We start from the raw sequence: 15,926 nt of genomic DNA on the forward strand, positions 1-15,926 counted from the left end.
GATAGTAGGATCTAAGTTAAGAGTCAGAGGGTTATTATACGAATTTTTTGCCGTTTGACCAAAATGTATGCCGTAACGGTTTGTGATTAAGATTACAATCAGTTTACTAAGGCAAAAATCCCAGCCGCTAAGCTGAGATTTGTAACCTGTTTTCTTTTATCATTACTATACTTTATAAGCATTACATTATTATGAGCGCTACAGGTAATAAATATAATAATAGATAAAAGTATATGCTAGATCAAGGCTTTATCACTAGCAATGATGCCATTGTTATCTGCATATATAAACATACCAGAATTAAGGGTTAAGTCACCAAAGCTAATTTCAAGATCGGTTTGGCCTTCATCACGGCGGTTAGATTTGCGTGGGATACAACCCAATGCCATAACGCCAAGTTCCATTTGAGCCATATCATCGACATCACGTACACAGCCATAAATGATGATGCCCGCCCAGTCATTATCTATCGCCGACTGCGCAATCATATCGCCTAGTAGCGCACAACGCATAGAGCCGCCACCGTCAACTACTAGCACTTTACCTTCGCCCTTGCTATCTTTGCCATCGCTATTAAGCAAAGTTTTGACACGGCTATTATCCTCAAAACATTTTACTGTGATAATCTCGCCACAAAATCTATCTTTGCCACCGAAACTATAAAATGACTTACCTTCGATATTTGGCAGGCAAACTTGCGACTCAGGATTAGCATCTAACAGATCACAAGTGACAAAATTCTCTTTATTCATAGTAGCTTCTGACATCTATACACTCCTTATTGATAATTATTATTAAGCTTTATCTTAAAGCACTCTTAATAGCGATTATTATGGTTACTAGTATTAGCACTATACTACCTAGGCTATTTTTAGCCTGCTGTGCTATTTATTGCTACTGAGTACTTAGCTTAATGTTTTACTCGCGTCATCGCAAGCATCTGCTTATTTTCGATAACAGTGACATTATTGGTACTAGGCTCAGGACGATACTTGTTGCGCTCATATATATCGTGAGCACTCATCGCCATAGCACTAGCAACACGCTTGGCAGAGATAGGATGTAGCGGTAAAGATTCAGATAACAGCGGCGAAATCAGCTGGAAAGCTTTTTGACTGATGCTCTCTAATGGACGCCCTTTGTGTTTGCCAAGTAGTAATGAGGGACGAAATATTACCAGCTGGCTAAAATCTAACTCAGTTATTGAGTTTTCTGTCTCAGCTTTCACTTGATTATATAAGAAGCGGCTGTCGATATCAGCATTCATTGATGATAGTAAAAAGAAGTTTTCAACACCCCTGCTATGACAAAGTTTAGCAAAGTTAACATTATAACTATGATCAACTTTACGGAAGGCTTCATCACTACCTGCCTGTTTTTTGGTAGTGCCAAGGCAACTAAAAGCGTCAGTGCTTTTATTTACCCCAATACTAGTAAACACTTCCGTTAAGTTATCAAAATCATTAACTTGATAAAAATGCATGCTGGCATTGATATAGCGCGGTGGACGCCGTGCAATCACGATTAAAGTATCATAAAGCTCACTAAGCTGCTTGACAAGATGTTGTCCTACCAACCCTGTCGCGCCAATTACTATTGCTTTTCGTTGCATATCTTGTCCATTTTTAGAGTCGTGAGGTCTACCGACCTAATTATTAAAAAGGTAAGCCCATAACAACCATTGTTACTAATAAAAGCCACTAATGCAATTGGCTACTAAAAGTACGGTATTTCGGTGAGGAGATATTAATATCATACCTAAGTTGGCGAATAACGGAGTGGTTTGTTGGCGATTTATTGTAAGAGATTTTATCAGCCTAATATATTAAGGCCATATTTGCTAATCCTGACCCTATTACGCCAAATACTATCCAAGTATTGCACTTGTTTACGCATTGGCTATCAAATATATTGTTCTAAGCGCAATAATTTGCTAAGATAACCGCCTTTACACGTTAAGGCTATTTAATTATTCCAAATAGTCTCAGCGTTTGCGATGGCTTATTTATATTTGTCATCGATATCATTAATAATGAAACGGCTGTTCATTACTAATGATGATTAAGCCAATTATTGCAATTCACATTCATATTTTTATCTGTCTTTATCAAGGAGATACGCGTGGCTAATACTGCACAAGCTCGTAAACGCGCCCGTCAAAATACTAAACGTCGTCAGAACTCTGCATCACAACGCTCTATGGTTCGTACTTACTTAAAGCGTGTTGATGCGGCAATCGCAGCTAAAGATTATGACGCGGCTACCGAAGCTTACAAAAAAGCGGTACCGGTTCTTGATCGTATGGCTGACAAAGGTATTATTCATAAGAATAAAGCTGCTCGTCGTAAAAGCCGCCTAAACAAAACCATCAAAGGCCTACAAGCTTAAGATTGTTTTAATTTAGACTGTACGAAAAAAACCTTGTCCTAGTGACAAGGTTTTTTTATGCTTATGCAAAAGTTATTATGGTCATAAACAGATGCTTGAAAACTATAAGACCTTAGTTAAAATGCTTTAGAATATACAGTAATGATATTAGTAAATAATGAGGAGAAATTAGGTGCCACTATCAAGCGAGCCATTAATACAATTATCAACAGTACCGTCAATAAATAAACGGGCGATTATAATAGGGGGCTCATTAGCAGGATTATTTTCGGGGATGCTACTGCGTACTATCGGCTGGCAAGTGGATATCTATGAGCGCTCTACTCATCAGTTAGACAGTCGTGGCGGTGGTGTGGTGTTACAAGCAGAAGTCATTGCTGCCTTTAAACAGCTAGCAATAGATACTGAGAATTTGGGTGTGGTGGCCACTGAACGTTACTATCTGTATAAAGACGGTGGTATAGAAAAGGTAGCTATGCGCCAAACTCTTAGCTCTTGGAACATTCTCTATCGCTCAATGCATAGAAATTTCCCCAATCAGCATTATCATCAAGGTAAAACACTAGCACAAGTGCTTCCTGAAGGTAGTAAAGTCACTGCTGTTTTTACTGATGGTACTCATGAAACTGCTGATCTGTTAATAGGTGCTGATGGACCCAATTCCACAGTACGTCAGCAACTTCTGCCTACTACTATACCTCAGTATGCTGGCTATGTGGCCTATCGAGGCTTAGTCGATGAGGCTAATTTGCAACCGGCAGCAGCAAAAATATTTACTGAGCGCTTCGTATTTTATGATTTGCCAAACTCGCATATTCTAGCGTACGTTATTCCGGGTGAAAACGAATCTCTGGTTGCTGGTAAGCGTCGCTTTAATTGGGTCTGGTACGTTAATTACGATGAGTTAACCGAGTTACCAGCTCTCCTTACTGATAAAAATGGCCAACTGCATACTCATTCAATTCCGCCAGCGATGATGGCTCCTGCGGTTGAACGCACCATGCGAGATTATGCCAACTTAGTCCTCGTTGACCCATTTAAAACCTTAATAGCAGCTACCAAAGAACCTTTTGTACAGTCTATTTTGGATTTGACTGTACCGCGGATGGCGTTTGATAATATCGCTTTGATAGGAGATGCAGCTTTTATCCCTCGTCCTCATACTGCAGCTAGCACTGCAAAAGCTGCAGCCAATGCGCTGGCACTAGTAGCGGCACTAGACAACGGGGCTGATGACATCAATAAAGCCTTGCAGGCTTGGCAGGTCGATCAGCTTGCAGCAGGAAATCACTTATGCAAGCATGGTCGTCGCTTGGGGGGATAACTCTCAGTTTACTCATGGAAGAGGTCGAACGACAGGCTAGATAAGCAGCTGATTCAGGTTTGCTGCTGGTACAGTGATAAGGGGGGTTTACATTTAACTAATACATAAAGGGCTAACTCAGTTAATGGACTCAATTCCATTTAACTTCTGGGGGTAGCAATAATTCGCTCTGATGGCTCTGGCGATAGCCTGAAGAGTAATAATCCTCCAATAAGCTACTCACGCTACGGCTATGGACTTTACCACGCCAGACGAGATGAACGCTAGTTTCGATAAAAGGTTTGTCATCGAACCACAAAAACACTCCTTCCATCATCTTTGGCCAATCATTCCAATCCACCTCTTTGATGTCGTACATTACAGCCAAGAATGCCGATAATAAAGTGTCATGACTGACTGCAAGCATTAAATGACCTTGCTCTGGCTGATGCTGATAAAACAACGACAAGATATCAATGCCACCTTGATAGGAATTTTTGGTGCCTTCAAGATTACCTTGCAAGAACCTATTAATGAAATTTAGTACCCCAATCTCTTTAAATACCTCACTGACCGTTTCAGGTTCAGTCACTAAGCTACCGGGCTCTACCAATAGTGACTGATGCGCTATAGAACGTTGCAAGCCTGCACCTTCTTGCATCAATTGCGCGGTATCGATGCAGCGTCCTATAGGACTTGAAATACTATCGACATCAAGGGAGTAAGGTAGGTTGCCGTTTAGCCAACGCCCCCAAGATTTAGCAAGCACCCGACCCTTAGCAGTTAGTGGCAGCTGATAGCTAGTAAAGCCATTACCATCAGAACGCTCACGTAATGAGTGTCTAGTGAATAGAATCAGTCGTTTATCAGTAGGCAATAAGCTAACTGAAGGCACCATACTATCTGGCAGATGCGCAGGTGCTGATAGGTTCAACACTGGCTTTGCCAGCGTTTCAGCTGATAATTCAGCACTAGATAATTCAGGGTATTTGCTCATAACAGCTAGCGTAGCAGATTTATTGTTTAGAGTGAACGAAATACAAATTTGGTAGCAATATAACTAAAGATACCTGAAAATAACTAATGCTTCTAGCATTATTAGTGATTAACCATTAATAACTGGTAACATGCATTAAATCTCAATAACTCTATCCCAAGCAAACTCAATATTGGTACTACTAACCTCATTAGGATAAGCCCGAGGATTAACGATGACTCTGGTTTTATCAATACTATAATCAAAGGCTTCATGGGTATGCCCATGCACCCATAATACTGGTGCCCAAGACTTACTCATCCATGCCGATAAATCACTAACAAAAGCGGCATTACTAGGCAAGGTGGCATACTTCTCTGACACTGATAGTGGGCTGATACTATGATGACTCATGACTACCGTTTTTTTGCCTAATTGCTCAGCAGTGATGAGTGCTTGCTTAAGCCATTGACGCTGCTCAGTATGTAACCGTATCGATAACTCAGGCGAGAATAACTCAGTGCCAGCATAGATTTGCTTATAATCGCGCATAAAGCGTCTGGCCGTTGCCATAGTGTCTTGATTAGCTTGATACTGATAATCTGTCCACAGGGTGCAGCCTAGAATACGTACTTCACCTATGTCCATATGCTGACATTGCAACACCCTAACGCCTTGGTTTCTCACTGCATTATAATTGTCCCAAGTGGCCAGCTTATGATCGAAATGTAGCACGTCTTCATTAAAATACTCATGATTACCAGCAACCGTAATTAGCGGTACCTGCAAGCGCTCTGCCTGCTGCTGCAGCCACAGCATGCCAGTATCACTGTTTGCAGTATCACCAGCAATCAACACCACATCGGCATTCGTCTTAGGGATGTGACCCAGCGCTTGTGATTGTCTAGCATAACTGTCGATATGTAAGTCACTTAAAATCTGTAGTTTCATACTATCCAATATTAATAAAAAATGTTAATTAGTTAAGGTAGTTAACCTACCCTCTATTGATATAGGGCTAGAAACTAAAAAAGACAACTTCAAGCGTTGTCTTTTTTAATTATAGGCTTAGTTGCAGCTTAAAGACTGTGCAATATCTGCTGTAACTTGGCGATTGGATTGACTGCTTGAGTGATAGAACGTCCGATAACCAAATAGTCAGCGCCTTTTGCAAGCGCCTGTTTAGGGGTACAGATACGTTGCTGATCATCAACACTGTCTTCCGGTAGGCGTATACCAGGCGTAATCAACTTAAAGTCATGGCCACATAGTGCCTTGATCACTTTTGCCTCTTGCGCTGAACACACTACCCCATCAAGACCTGAGCGTTGAGTTAACTTAGCTAAGCGGCTGACTTGAGTATCTAAATCACTTTCCACTCCGATCTGCGCTAGCATAGTCTGATCCATAGAAGTCAGGACTGTGACAGCGATCAGTAGCGTCTGATAATTGCCGTCTAGCAGACGCCGCTTAGCTAATGACATAGCTTTTTCGCCAGCACTTGCATGGACATTAACCATCCACACTCCCATTTCAGCAGCTGCTAGGACTGCTTGTGCAGTAGTATTGGGAATATCATGGAACTTTAAGTCTAAAAATACTTCAAACTGACGCTGATGTAGAGCTTCGACAATAGCAGGCCCTGAACGAGTAAATAACTCTTTACCTACTTTTAAGCGGCAAAGCTTTGGGTCTAAGCTATCTGCTAATGCTAGAGCCTCGGCTATTGACGCACTATCTAAAGCCACAATAATTGGAGAAGTTATTTGGTTAGTAGTTTGTAAATTATCAGTCATAGCGATACCGTTCTATATCATATTTTAAATTAATATTACGCTAGGACATGTTGAGTCTTAGACCCAGCAGTACCTACTTAGGAAGATTCAACCCGAATAAATAGTAACTATAACTATTAATCAAGTCTACGTTTGCTCAGTAATGTTGCATCTGAAGGATTAGCAATTCTATTACTGTCGTTATCGATACGAACATTAGAGGCACTATAAACAGCCTCTTCTACTGTTGGTGCGTTAGCTTGTCTATCTATAACTACCTTGGCCTGATCTAACTGCTCTTGTAGGCTATTATTCTGCTTTTGTAAGCGCGATATTTCCCACTTGTTCTGTAAAACTCGGAATATTAATAACGCTAATAGCATACCGATGACAATGCCTAGGATCATACAAAGTATGAGCAATAACCCTAAATTCATAGCAGGAGCTTGCGAAAACAAAAGGTTTACGCCTATATCAGCATTATTGGCTAAGACTAAGCCTAACGCATAAGCAAAGCTCAAAAATAATAATATAAATAACAAAATACGCATGGTATAAGCACCTTAACAGTAAGTATTAGAGACTAATTTAGAACAACTCGTTACCAATAAAAAGCCAATAGTTAAGCTATGGTGTCGTTTACTGCCTCACGCAAAGCTTTGCCAGGTTTAAAATGAGGGATAGCTTTGGCTGGTACTGGAACGCTTTCTCCCGTTTTTGGATTACGACCCATACGGGCTCGACGATGATGGAGACAAAAACTACCAAATCCCCGAACTTCAACTCGACCATCATTCGCTAAGGTATCTACCATCAAGTTTAGTATTTCGCGTACAGCATCATCTACAACCACATCAGTCATAGTGTCACAGTTAACACTTAAGTTATTGATAAAATCAGATTTATTAATCGTTTGTTGCATTGTTACGCTTGCCTTTTTAGTAAATGGTTACGTTTGCCAATCAAGTTTTGACTCAAGCAAAATTTAGTTAGAGAGATAAGAAATTTTCTCTAAAGATATATATTTACTATTTTACATTCAGTTACTAGTATTGTACATAGTAATAGGAAATTCGATCAATATCAACAGAAGACCATTACCTTGAACAACTATTGTTTTTGGCTTTAATCCTATAAAAGGGTCAATAATCGTAAAATACAAATGCAAAAAGAGCGACCTAAGTCGCTCTCTTATAGTGTTACTTATTAATTAATGATCATTAAAAAGCGTTTTACTGCATTTGCTCTTTAATCAAGTCACCAATAGTTTTTGGCTGAGCATCAGAACCTGGAGTAGCAGCAGTAGTGCTTGCGCCGCCAAGATCTTTAATTGCTTGACGCTCTTCAGCTTCATCTTTAGCTTTGATTGACAAGCTGATGTTACGAGTCTTACGATCGACACTGATAATTTTAGCTTCAACATCATCACCAACTGTTAGATGCTTAGTAGCATCTTCAACGCGGTCACGTTGGATCTCAGAAGCACGTAGATAAGCTTCTACTTCGTCTGCAAGCTCAATAGTTGCGCCTTTAGCATCAACTTCTTTTACTTTACCATTAACGATAGCACCACGGTCATTATTAACCAAGTATTCGTTAAATGGATCTGAACTTAGTTGCTTAACGCCTAGGCTGATACGATTGGCTTCTGCATCTACAGACAATACCATAGCTTCTACGGTGTCACCTTTATTATAGTTGCGGATAGCGTCTTCGCCAGTCTCATTCCAAGAGATATCAGATAGGTGTACTAGACCATCGATACCACCATCTAGACCAATGAAGATACCGAAGTCAGTGATTGACTTGATAGTGCCAGAGATTTTATCGCCGCGCTCATGTTTCTTATCAAACTCATCCCATGGATTAGCAAGGGTCTGTTTGATACCTAAGCTGATACGACGACGTTCTTCATCGATATCAAGAATCATTACTTCAACTTCATCGCCCACTTGTACAACTTTTGATGGGTGGATGTTTTTGTTAGTATGATCCATCTCTGATACGTGAACTAGACCTTCGATACCTTCAGAGATTTCAGCGAAACAACCATAATCAGTTAGGTTAGTTACGCGAGCTTTAACTACGCTACCTACTGGGTAAGTACCGCCAACGTTATCCCAAGGATCAGTACCAAGTTGTTTTAGACCTAAGCTTACGCGATTGCGCTCACGATCAAACTTCAATACTTTAACTTTTAGGTCTTGACCAACTTCAACGACTTCAGATGGATGTTTAATACGACGCCATGCCATATCAGTGATATGCAATAGACCATCAATACCACCTAGATCTACGAACGCACCATAATCAGTAAGGTTCTTAACGATACCTTCGATCTCGATACCTTCTTCAAGCTTGTTCAATAGCTCTTCGCGTTCAGCTGAGTTTTCAGCTTCCATAACGGCACGACGACTAACAACAACGTTGTTACGCTTTTGGTCAAGTTTAATAACTTTAAACTCTAGCTCTTTGCCTTCAAGGTGCGTAGTGTCACGAATAGGACGAACATCTACTAATGAACCTGGTAGGAATGCACGTACTGAACCGATATCAACAGTAAAACCGCCTTTAACTTTACTTGAAATAATACCTTTTACGATCTCATCATTGTCAGAGATTTTTTCAAGGATATTCCAAGTTTCAACGCGTTTGGCTTTTTCACGTGACAGTAAGGTCTGACCCATACCGTTATCAACCGCTTCAACCACAACGTCGACAGTATCGCCAACTTCAACTTCAAGTTCGCCTTCTTCGCTTAAAAACTCTTCACGAGCGACAATACCTTCAGATTTCAGACCAGTATCAACAGTGATCCAGTCGTTATCGATGGCCACAACAGTACCTGTAATAACCGAGCCACGCTCGATATCAAGACCTGTTTCTTCAATGCTCGCTTCAAATAGTTCAGCAAATGATTCCATTATGTCTACCTTTGTATAGCCGTATCCTGTCCAGCACAGTACGGATCAAATTTATGAATACATAAAACGAGATACTGGTTTTATATCCTACATATTCATATAATAAAACAGTTGTTGCTAATAAGTTTAAAGCGGAAACTCACTAGCAACAACAGTCTCAGCTTACTCAAACTCTATAATGCGGTTATGTATTTTCTACTAAATAGCACTACGCAAGCTATGTCATTCTAATTACTGCAATTTTATAGTAAAAACCCTATCTTTAGAAGATGTTTTACGTAGCTATTGCATTTATTTTTATACTACTAAAAATACTCAGCTAATTATAACTAATCGCAACAGATACCCTTGGCTTGACAATGGCTCTTTATCTGCTGATAAACTTGTTGTGCATTTAGTGCTGAGCTATCAATTAGTAATGCATCTACTGCCGGCTTTGATGGCGCAATCGCACGATTCTCATCACGATCATCACGGGCTTTAATCGTCGCTAAAATTGAGTCATAACTGGCATTCTCTCCAGCAGCAGTCAACTGGGTTACTCGGCGCTCTGCACGAGCTTGAGCGCTAGCAGTCAGAAACACTTTAGCGTCGGCATCTGGAAAGACTACCGTACCCATGTCGCGACCATCAGCGACTAATCCTGAACGACTTGCCATATCTTGCTGCAATTGCAATAGCGCCTGACGAACTTGTGGGAATACCGCTACTTGTGAAGCATAGCCACCAACGGTTTCATTACGAATATCAGTACCGATTAAGGTACCATCGACTAAAATATCTACATTGCCAGTAGCTTCGTTCGGCTTAAAGCTGATAGCTAACTTTTGAGTTAAGGCTGCGATAGCTTCTTCATCCAATAAGCTCTCTGCTAATAGGCCAGCTTCAAAAGCCTTGAGTCCAACTATGCGGTATAAAGCTCCCGAGTCTAGGAGTTGGTAATCTAGCTCTTTGGCTAAACGCCATGCTGCCGTGCCTTTGCCTGCACCGCTTGGCCCATCGATACAAATAACTGGATAGCGTAGCACTTGGCTACTTTTATCAGCAGCTTTAGTATCAGATAATGACGTAAAAGCAGTCATAGAACTCACTTATAGGCACTCAGGATAATGATAGCTATATATTTTTCACAGCTAAATAGGGGCATATTATAGCAAATAAATAGGGCTATCACTAGCCTAGTGACAGCAATTTTGTTTATTAATATTATTGTGGTTTATTTTTCTTAGCTACTTTTCGGCGCTGACGAAAGAAGGCCTTTAGCAGCTGAGCACTAGACTCGCTCAGCAAGCCTCTATTCACCTGCAATTGATGGTTATAAAAATCTTCACTACTTAAGTCCATTTGACTGCCCACCATACCTGCACGAGGCTCAAAAGCGGCATAGACCAATCTATCAACACGCGCATGAATCATGGCCCCAATGCACATTGTACAAGGCTCTAGTGTCACATATAAAGTAGTCTTTGGCGCTAAGCGGTAGTTATTCAAATTCTGACAAGCGCCTCTAATCGCCACGATCTCTGCATGAGCTGTTGCATCGTGACGGCCTATAGGCTCATTAAAGCCGTTACCAATAATGGTATTGTCATGAATTAACACGGCACCTACTGGCACCTCACCACAAGCGGCACCTTGCTGTGCAAGCGTCAAAGCATAATACATCCACTGGACATCTTGCAGTGACCAAAACTGACTACTGGCGAGCGACTGGCTTGTTGATGACCAGTCATTTGGCAACCCACTAAGCTGCTGATAGTTATTATTAATCATTGGCTACTGCGGTAATTGCCAGTCAATCGGGGTTTTGCCATATTGTGCTAAATAGTCATTAGTCTTTGAAAAAGGTCTAGTACCAAAAAACCCGCCACGATTCGCTGCTAGTGGTGAAGGATGCACAGCGGTTAAGATAAGATGCTTATCAGTATTAATATATTTACCAGTTTTTTGCGCTTTACTGCCCCATAAAATAAATACTGTATGCTCAGTTTGTTGATTTATCACTTCAATAACAGCGTCAGTGAACTGCTCCCAGCCTGCGTTTTGATGGCTGTTAGGCTCACCTTCACTGACCGTTAAAGAGCTGTTTAGCAATAACACTCCTTGTTCAGCCCAATACGTCAGATCGCCATGCTTAGAAGTAGCAGTACCGATGTCCTGAGCCATCTCTTTTAGTACGTTATTAAGCGAAGGTGGTTTAGGAATAGTCTTAGGCACTGAAAAAGATAAGCCCATAGCTTGACCGGGGCGATGATAAGGGTCTTGCCCTAAGATTACTACTTTGACGTGCGCTAAAGGCGTTAAATTAAAAGCATTAAACATCAGATTAGCTGGTGGATAGATATTAGCTTCTGACTGATAAGCTTGTTTTAAAAAAGCGCGCAACTGATCCATGTTTTCAGAAGTTAGCTCTTCTTCTAAGGCTATTTTCCAGTCCTCTGGTAATCGCACATTATCCAAGATAACTTTTTTTTCTGCTGCTGTTTTATTATTACTGACAGCTTCATCGTCATTTTTATCAAACAAATTCATAGCCTTATTCCTTTATTTTTAATTTTATAACGGAGCGAGTTTACAGTGGCGCTAGGATAACGCTTTTTGGCCAGATTTACTGACATTTGCAAGTACATTATTAAGCTAATTATAGTAGCAAAAAAATTGCTTGTTTTTCATTATTACTCTTAATAATTATGGCCAATAGTTGTATTTAATAGCTATGTTCAATAACTATATCTAATAACAATTAAAACTTTGATACGTTAAAAATTGGATACAGGACTATTTGAATATAACCCTCTGGTAAGACAAATTATCTTAAGACTGGGCAAATAGCAGCTATAAAAAAACGGCTACCGTAGTAACCGTTTTTTATAAAGCAAAAGCTATAGCTTAGCTTGCTAATGATTCAGAGTCTGAACGTGGCTCATGGGTTTCAACTACTGTCAGTATAATCCGGCTATCCGCTGAACCTTTATCACTATTTTTATCAAGGTTAACTGTGTCTGTATCAGCCGTTCTCTCTGGTTCTAAAGTGAGATGTACTACCCCACCGTTGACCAAATCACCAAACAAAATCATACTCGCCAAGGGCTTTTTGATTTCGTCCTGAATCAGACGCTGCATTGGACGTGCGCCCATTAAACGATCATAGCCTTTGTCCGCTAAGTACTCACGAACCTCATCATCAATCTCTAAGGTGACTTGCTTATCATCAAGCTGAACTTGCAGTTCAACTAAGAACTTATCAACTACTGAGACTACGACTGACGCATCTAAAGCGTTAAATTGAATAATCGCATCAAGACGGTTACGGAATTCAGGAGTAAAGACCCGTTTGAGTGATTCATTATTATCACGGCTGTGATCCTGCTGAGTAAAGCCCATAGAAGAGCGACTAATACTATCAGCACCAACGTTAGTGGTCATAATGACAACCACTTGTTTAAAGATAGCTACTCGGCCATTATTATCAGTCAAAGTACCGTGATCCATGACTTGCAGTAGCAAGTTAAAGACATCTGGATGCGCCTTCTCAATCTCATCGAATAACAATACACAATGTGGATGCTGATTGATCTTTTCGGTAAGCAAGCCGCCTTGATCAAAACCAACATAGCCCGGTGGTGCACCAATTAAGCGTGAAGCAGTATGAGCTTCCATATACTCTGACATATCAAAGCGTACTAACTCTACACCCAACAAATTGGCCAATTGACGCGAGACTTCTGTCTTACCAACCCCAGTAGGGCCAGCAAACATAAATGAACCTATAGGCTTATCTGGTGCTTTAAGACCAGCACGTGACAGCTTAATGGCATCAGCTAGATTGGCAATTGCCTCGTCCTGACCAAATACTAAACGTTTTAGGTCACGGTCTAAGTGCTGAAGGATACTTTTATCATCACTGGAGACTGACTTGGGTGGAATGCGTGCTAGCTTAGCGACGATAGCTTCAATATCACTCACATCGATTTTTATAGGTGCTTTATTACCCTTAACCTTACCAAGACCAGCTTGTTGAGTATCGTTATCAGAACTAGAACGATCGTTTTCTTTGGCAGCAGTAGATTCATTAAGCATTTCGTTTTCGATATCACTATCTTCATCATAGTCTGACTCGTCGATCTGTTTTTCTAAGTCAGCGATAAAGCTTTCTTCAGCTTGAATATCATCGGCATCAGGAATCACTCCTAAGCGCTTATAAGCACCCGCTTCATCGATAACATCAATCGCCTTGTCGGGCAAGAAACGCTCATGGATGTGCTTAGCTGATAGCTGGACCGCACTTATCAAAGCTTCATCGGTATATTCAACATTATGAAACTCTTCGTAACGCGGTTTAAGACCCCGTAAGATGTCGATGCTCTCGTCGATAGTTGGCTCTTTTACATCGATCTTCTGGAAACGACGTGACAGTGCATGATCTTTTTCGAACACTTGACGATATTCAGTAAACGTCGTTGAGCCTACACAGCGTAGCTCACCATTGGCAAGGGCTGGTTTGATAAGGTTAGACACATCCATATTACTGCTCATCGACGAACCTGCGCCAATGATCATATGAATTTCATCAATGAATAAAATAGCATTAGGCTTGTTCTTTAGCGCATCAAGTAAGGACTTCATGCGTTTTTCAAAATCACCACGATATTTTGTACCGGCGATTAATGCCCCTATATCTAGGCTATAAATCACACAACCATTTAGCGGTTTAGGGGCTTTATCATTGATAATCAACCAAGCTAAACCTTCAGCGATAGAAGTCTTACCAACGCCTGGCTCACCAACCAATAGCGGGTTGTTTTTACGGCGACGGCATAATACCTGAGCCGCACGTTCAATCTCCGGACCACGACCAATCAACGGATCAGTCTTGCCTTCGGCAGCACGCTGATTTAAGTTAGTAGCAAACTCAACCAAGGGATCTTTACTAGTCTTTTCAGAAGCACTACGACGTTCGCCAGTGCTCGATGCACGCGGCTCAGTTGACTCAGCCTTATCTTGACCATGCGACAGATATTGGGTAAGTTCCAGACGGCTGATCCCTTGCTTTTTAAGCAAATAGACAGCATAAGTATCATGCTCTGAGAACATAGAAACTAAGATATCTGAGCCTTCAACTAAGCGGCCACCACCAATAGACTGCACGTGGAAGATTGCCCGCTGCAAAATACGATCGAAGCTTTGAGTGGGTTGTGGCGACTGCTCTATGTCGACATCTATAGTCGGCGTATGCTTATTAATATAAGCTTCAAGTTCTGTGCGCAAACTTGAGACATTGGCATTACAAGCGGTTAAGGTATTAACAGCATGGGTATTTTCCAGCAGTGCTAACAACAAATGTTCGACTGTGAGATACTCGTGTGATTTTTGACGCGCAAGCGTCATAGCTAAACGTAAAGATACTTCAAGATGACGACTTAACATAACGGATTCCTACGGTTATACCTATCTTTATAAGCGGATAGCTTTATGAGTTACTTGATTGTTAAATCAGGGCGGTAAACAGTTTGTTCAAGGGCGATGGCATCATTATTACGTAATAGTATCAAACGAGAAAACGGTACTAACATGGTACTAACAGCGTTGACAATTATTATAGCGATGACAATAGACTTGCATTCATATCAACATGATAAACACTTATAGTCAATCTTTTAAGCGCTGCTAAAGTGTATCAAAGCTTGTAACTAATGGCACAAGTTAGCTCAGATGTTGCTAATTTGTAGAAAAAGTCAGCTATTGGAGTAGCAATACTAGAGAACTAAAAAATAATATTATGATAACTAGACAATGAAGCTAAAGAGTAAAGATCGGATTGATATTCAATAGATAATAACGAATGATACTTATGCTGATGACAAGTAGTATATAAGGCTGTTTTATGAGGAAATCAAGAGTAAATAATACGGTTATACCAAACCCTTAGCCGTCAAAAAATTAAGTCAGTTGGCGACAAGGATAGAAGGTTTACAGATACAATGCTTACATAAAAAAGCAACGCTCACAATCGTGAGTAATTGCTAGCGAGGACACTAGCCATCATAAACTCACATAGGTAACGAGATAAGCATGAATATGCGTGCAGCCAACTACTACTAGCGAACGCTGCTAGTTATTCGCCTTGATGCGGTTCAATCTGGGTCAATAAAGGATAGCCTTCACGATGGGCTAGACTATTGACTTTTTTGGCTTTAGTTTCGGCAATATCTTTTGGATATATACCAGCGATACCTTTGCTGGTGTTGTGAATAGTGAGCATAATTTCGACGGCAGAGTCTACACTATGACGGAATTCTGACTGCAAAATATGAACTACAAACTCCATCGGCGTGTAATTATCATTATACATCACTACTGCATACATTGGCGGCTTAGCTACTTCTGGCTCAGCAACCAATACATCTGCCTGCGGAGTAGTTTCGCCTTCAGGATCACTGTCTTGCGCACGCTGATCTACTGGTGTACTTGGGAAGTGCCAGTCAGCTACGGTTTGCTCGTAAGTCATTAAGGTCTGCTTTGTCATAAAATCAATTCAAAATTTATTGTTAAACAAGAGT

The 15,926-nt window shown here is 40.7% G+C and carries 14 protein-coding genes and 1 pseudogene; 2 read left to right on the forward strand and 13 right to left on the reverse strand.

What is annotated here, in order from left to right; translation table 11 throughout:
• Positions 1 to 236: 236 nt before the first annotated feature.
• Positions 237 to 752, reverse strand: coding sequence for a ribonuclease E activity regulator RraA (gene rraA / locus KPY62_RS03160; RefSeq protein WP_228730721.1), 516 nt, complete (start codon positions 750 to 752; stop codon positions 237 to 239).
• Positions 753 to 910: 158 nt separating this feature from the next.
• A complete protein-coding gene (locus tag KPY62_RS03165; RefSeq protein WP_216580782.1) occupies positions 911 to 1,612 on the reverse strand; it encodes an NAD-dependent epimerase/dehydratase family protein in 702 nt (233 codons plus the stop codon).
• A gap of 509 nt (positions 1,613 to 2,121) precedes the next feature.
• Here KPY62_RS03165 and rpsT point away from each other — a divergent pair.
• Both rpsT and KPY62_RS03175 read left to right on the forward strand, forming a co-directional pair.
• On the forward strand, positions 2,122 to 2,388 hold the full coding sequence (gene rpsT / locus KPY62_RS03170; RefSeq protein ID WP_010200097.1) for a 30S ribosomal protein S20: 267 nt from the start codon (positions 2,122 to 2,124) through the stop codon (positions 2,386 to 2,388).
• Positions 2,389 to 2,560: 172 nt separating this feature from the next.
• Positions 2,561 to 3,712 carry an FAD-dependent monooxygenase gene (locus tag KPY62_RS03175; RefSeq protein ID WP_324033772.1) on the forward strand — a complete coding sequence of 384 codons (1,152 nt, stop codon included), beginning with the start codon at positions 2,561 to 2,563 and terminating at the stop codon, positions 3,710 to 3,712.
• A gap of 130 nt (positions 3,713 to 3,842) precedes the next feature.
• On the opposite strand, the gene KPY62_RS03180 is transcribed toward KPY62_RS03175, so the two are convergent.
• The 11 genes and pseudogenes from KPY62_RS03180 to KPY62_RS03230 form a co-directional block, all read right to left on the reverse strand.
• Entirely contained in the window at positions 3,843 to 4,688 is an 846-nt protein-coding gene (locus KPY62_RS03180) for a histidine phosphatase family protein (protein WP_216580783.1), read from the reverse strand.
• Between the two features lie 135 nt (positions 4,689 to 4,823).
• A complete protein-coding gene (locus KPY62_RS03185) occupies positions 4,824 to 5,618 on the reverse strand; it encodes a metallophosphoesterase (protein ID WP_216580784.1) in 795 nt (264 codons plus the stop codon).
• Positions 5,619 to 5,746: 128 nt separating this feature from the next.
• Positions 5,747 to 6,463, reverse strand: a complete 717-nt coding sequence (gene pyrF, locus KPY62_RS03190; RefSeq protein ID WP_216580785.1) for an orotidine-5'-phosphate decarboxylase — start codon at positions 6,461 to 6,463, stop codon at positions 5,747 to 5,749.
• 116 nt (positions 6,464 to 6,579) lie between these two features.
• A complete protein-coding gene (locus tag KPY62_RS03195; protein ID WP_216580786.1) occupies positions 6,580 to 6,993 on the reverse strand; it encodes a LapA family protein in 414 nt (137 codons plus the stop codon).
• A 71-nt stretch (positions 6,994 to 7,064) separates the two neighbouring features.
• Entirely contained in the window at positions 7,065 to 7,364 is a 300-nt protein-coding gene (locus KPY62_RS03200; protein WP_216580787.1) for an HU family DNA-binding protein, read from the reverse strand.
• 310 nt (positions 7,365 to 7,674) lie between these two features.
• The gene (rpsA, locus tag KPY62_RS03205) at positions 7,675 to 9,369 is read right to left on the reverse strand and encodes a 30S ribosomal protein S1 (protein ID WP_216583093.1); all 1,695 of its coding nucleotides are present in this window, start codon (positions 9,367 to 9,369) and stop codon (positions 7,675 to 7,677) included.
• A gap of 326 nt (positions 9,370 to 9,695) precedes the next feature.
• A complete protein-coding gene (cmk, locus tag KPY62_RS03210; protein WP_216580788.1) occupies positions 9,696 to 10,448 on the reverse strand; it encodes a (d)CMP kinase in 753 nt (250 codons plus the stop codon).
• A gap of 124 nt (positions 10,449 to 10,572) precedes the next feature.
• Complete coding sequence (gene tadA / locus KPY62_RS03215) at positions 10,573 to 11,139, reverse strand: tRNA adenosine(34) deaminase TadA (RefSeq protein WP_216580789.1); 567 nt, start codon at positions 11,137 to 11,139, stop codon at positions 10,573 to 10,575.
• A 3-nt stretch (positions 11,140 to 11,142) separates the two neighbouring features.
• A complete protein-coding gene (locus KPY62_RS03220) occupies positions 11,143 to 11,898 on the reverse strand; it encodes a uracil-DNA glycosylase (protein ID WP_216580790.1) in 756 nt (251 codons plus the stop codon).
• A gap of 486 nt (positions 11,899 to 12,384) precedes the next feature.
• A pseudogene (clpA, locus tag KPY62_RS03225) lies at positions 12,385 to 14,793 on the reverse strand (ATP-dependent Clp protease ATP-binding subunit ClpA); the annotation flags it as partial.
• Between the two features lie 688 nt (positions 14,794 to 15,481).
• Positions 15,482 to 15,892: an ATP-dependent Clp protease adaptor ClpS gene (locus KPY62_RS03230; protein ID WP_228730549.1), complete on the reverse strand. Its 411-nt coding sequence runs from the start codon at positions 15,890 to 15,892 to the stop codon at positions 15,482 to 15,484.
• Between the last annotated feature and the right edge of the window lie 34 nt (positions 15,893 to 15,926).

It is taken from the genome of Psychrobacter sp. TAE2020 (genome assembly GCF_018919485.1).
Classification (GTDB): domain Bacteria; phylum Pseudomonadota; class Gammaproteobacteria; order Pseudomonadales; family Moraxellaceae; genus Psychrobacter.

Excerpts from the sequence above, each read along its gene's own strand:
- rraA (WP_228730721.1), bottom strand. The coding sequence starts at position 752 with ATGAATAAAGAGAATTTTGTCACTTGTGATCTGTTAGATGCTAATCCT.
- KPY62_RS03165 (WP_216580782.1), bottom strand. The coding sequence starts at position 1,612 with ATGCAACGAAAAGCAATAGTAATTGGCGCGACAGGGTTGGTAGGACAA.
- KPY62_RS03180 (WP_216580783.1), bottom strand. The coding sequence starts at position 4,688 with ATGAGCAAATACCCTGAATTATCTAGTGCTGAATTATCAGCTGAAACG.
- KPY62_RS03185 (WP_216580784.1), bottom strand. The coding sequence starts at position 5,618 with ATGAAACTACAGATTTTAAGTGACTTACATATCGACAGTTATGCTAGA.
- pyrF (WP_216580785.1), bottom strand. The coding sequence starts at position 6,463 with ATGACTGATAATTTACAAACTACTAACCAAATAACTTCTCCAATTATT.
- KPY62_RS03195 (WP_216580786.1), bottom strand. The coding sequence starts at position 6,993 with ATGCGTATTTTGTTATTTATATTATTATTTTTGAGCTTTGCTTATGCG.
- KPY62_RS03200 (WP_216580787.1), bottom strand. The coding sequence starts at position 7,364 with ATGCAACAAACGATTAATAAATCTGATTTTATCAATAACTTAAGTGTT.
- cmk (WP_216580788.1), bottom strand. The coding sequence starts at position 10,448 with ATGACTGCTTTTACGTCATTATCTGATACTAAAGCTGCTGATAAAAGT.
- tadA (WP_216580789.1), bottom strand. The coding sequence starts at position 11,139 with ATGATTAATAATAACTATCAGCAGCTTAGTGGGTTGCCAAATGACTGG.
- KPY62_RS03220 (WP_216580790.1), bottom strand. The coding sequence starts at position 11,898 with ATGAATTTGTTTGATAAAAATGACGATGAAGCTGTCAGTAATAATAAA.
- KPY62_RS03230 (WP_228730549.1), bottom strand. The coding sequence starts at position 15,892 with ATGACAAAGCAGACCTTAATGACTTACGAGCAAACCGTAGCTGACTGG.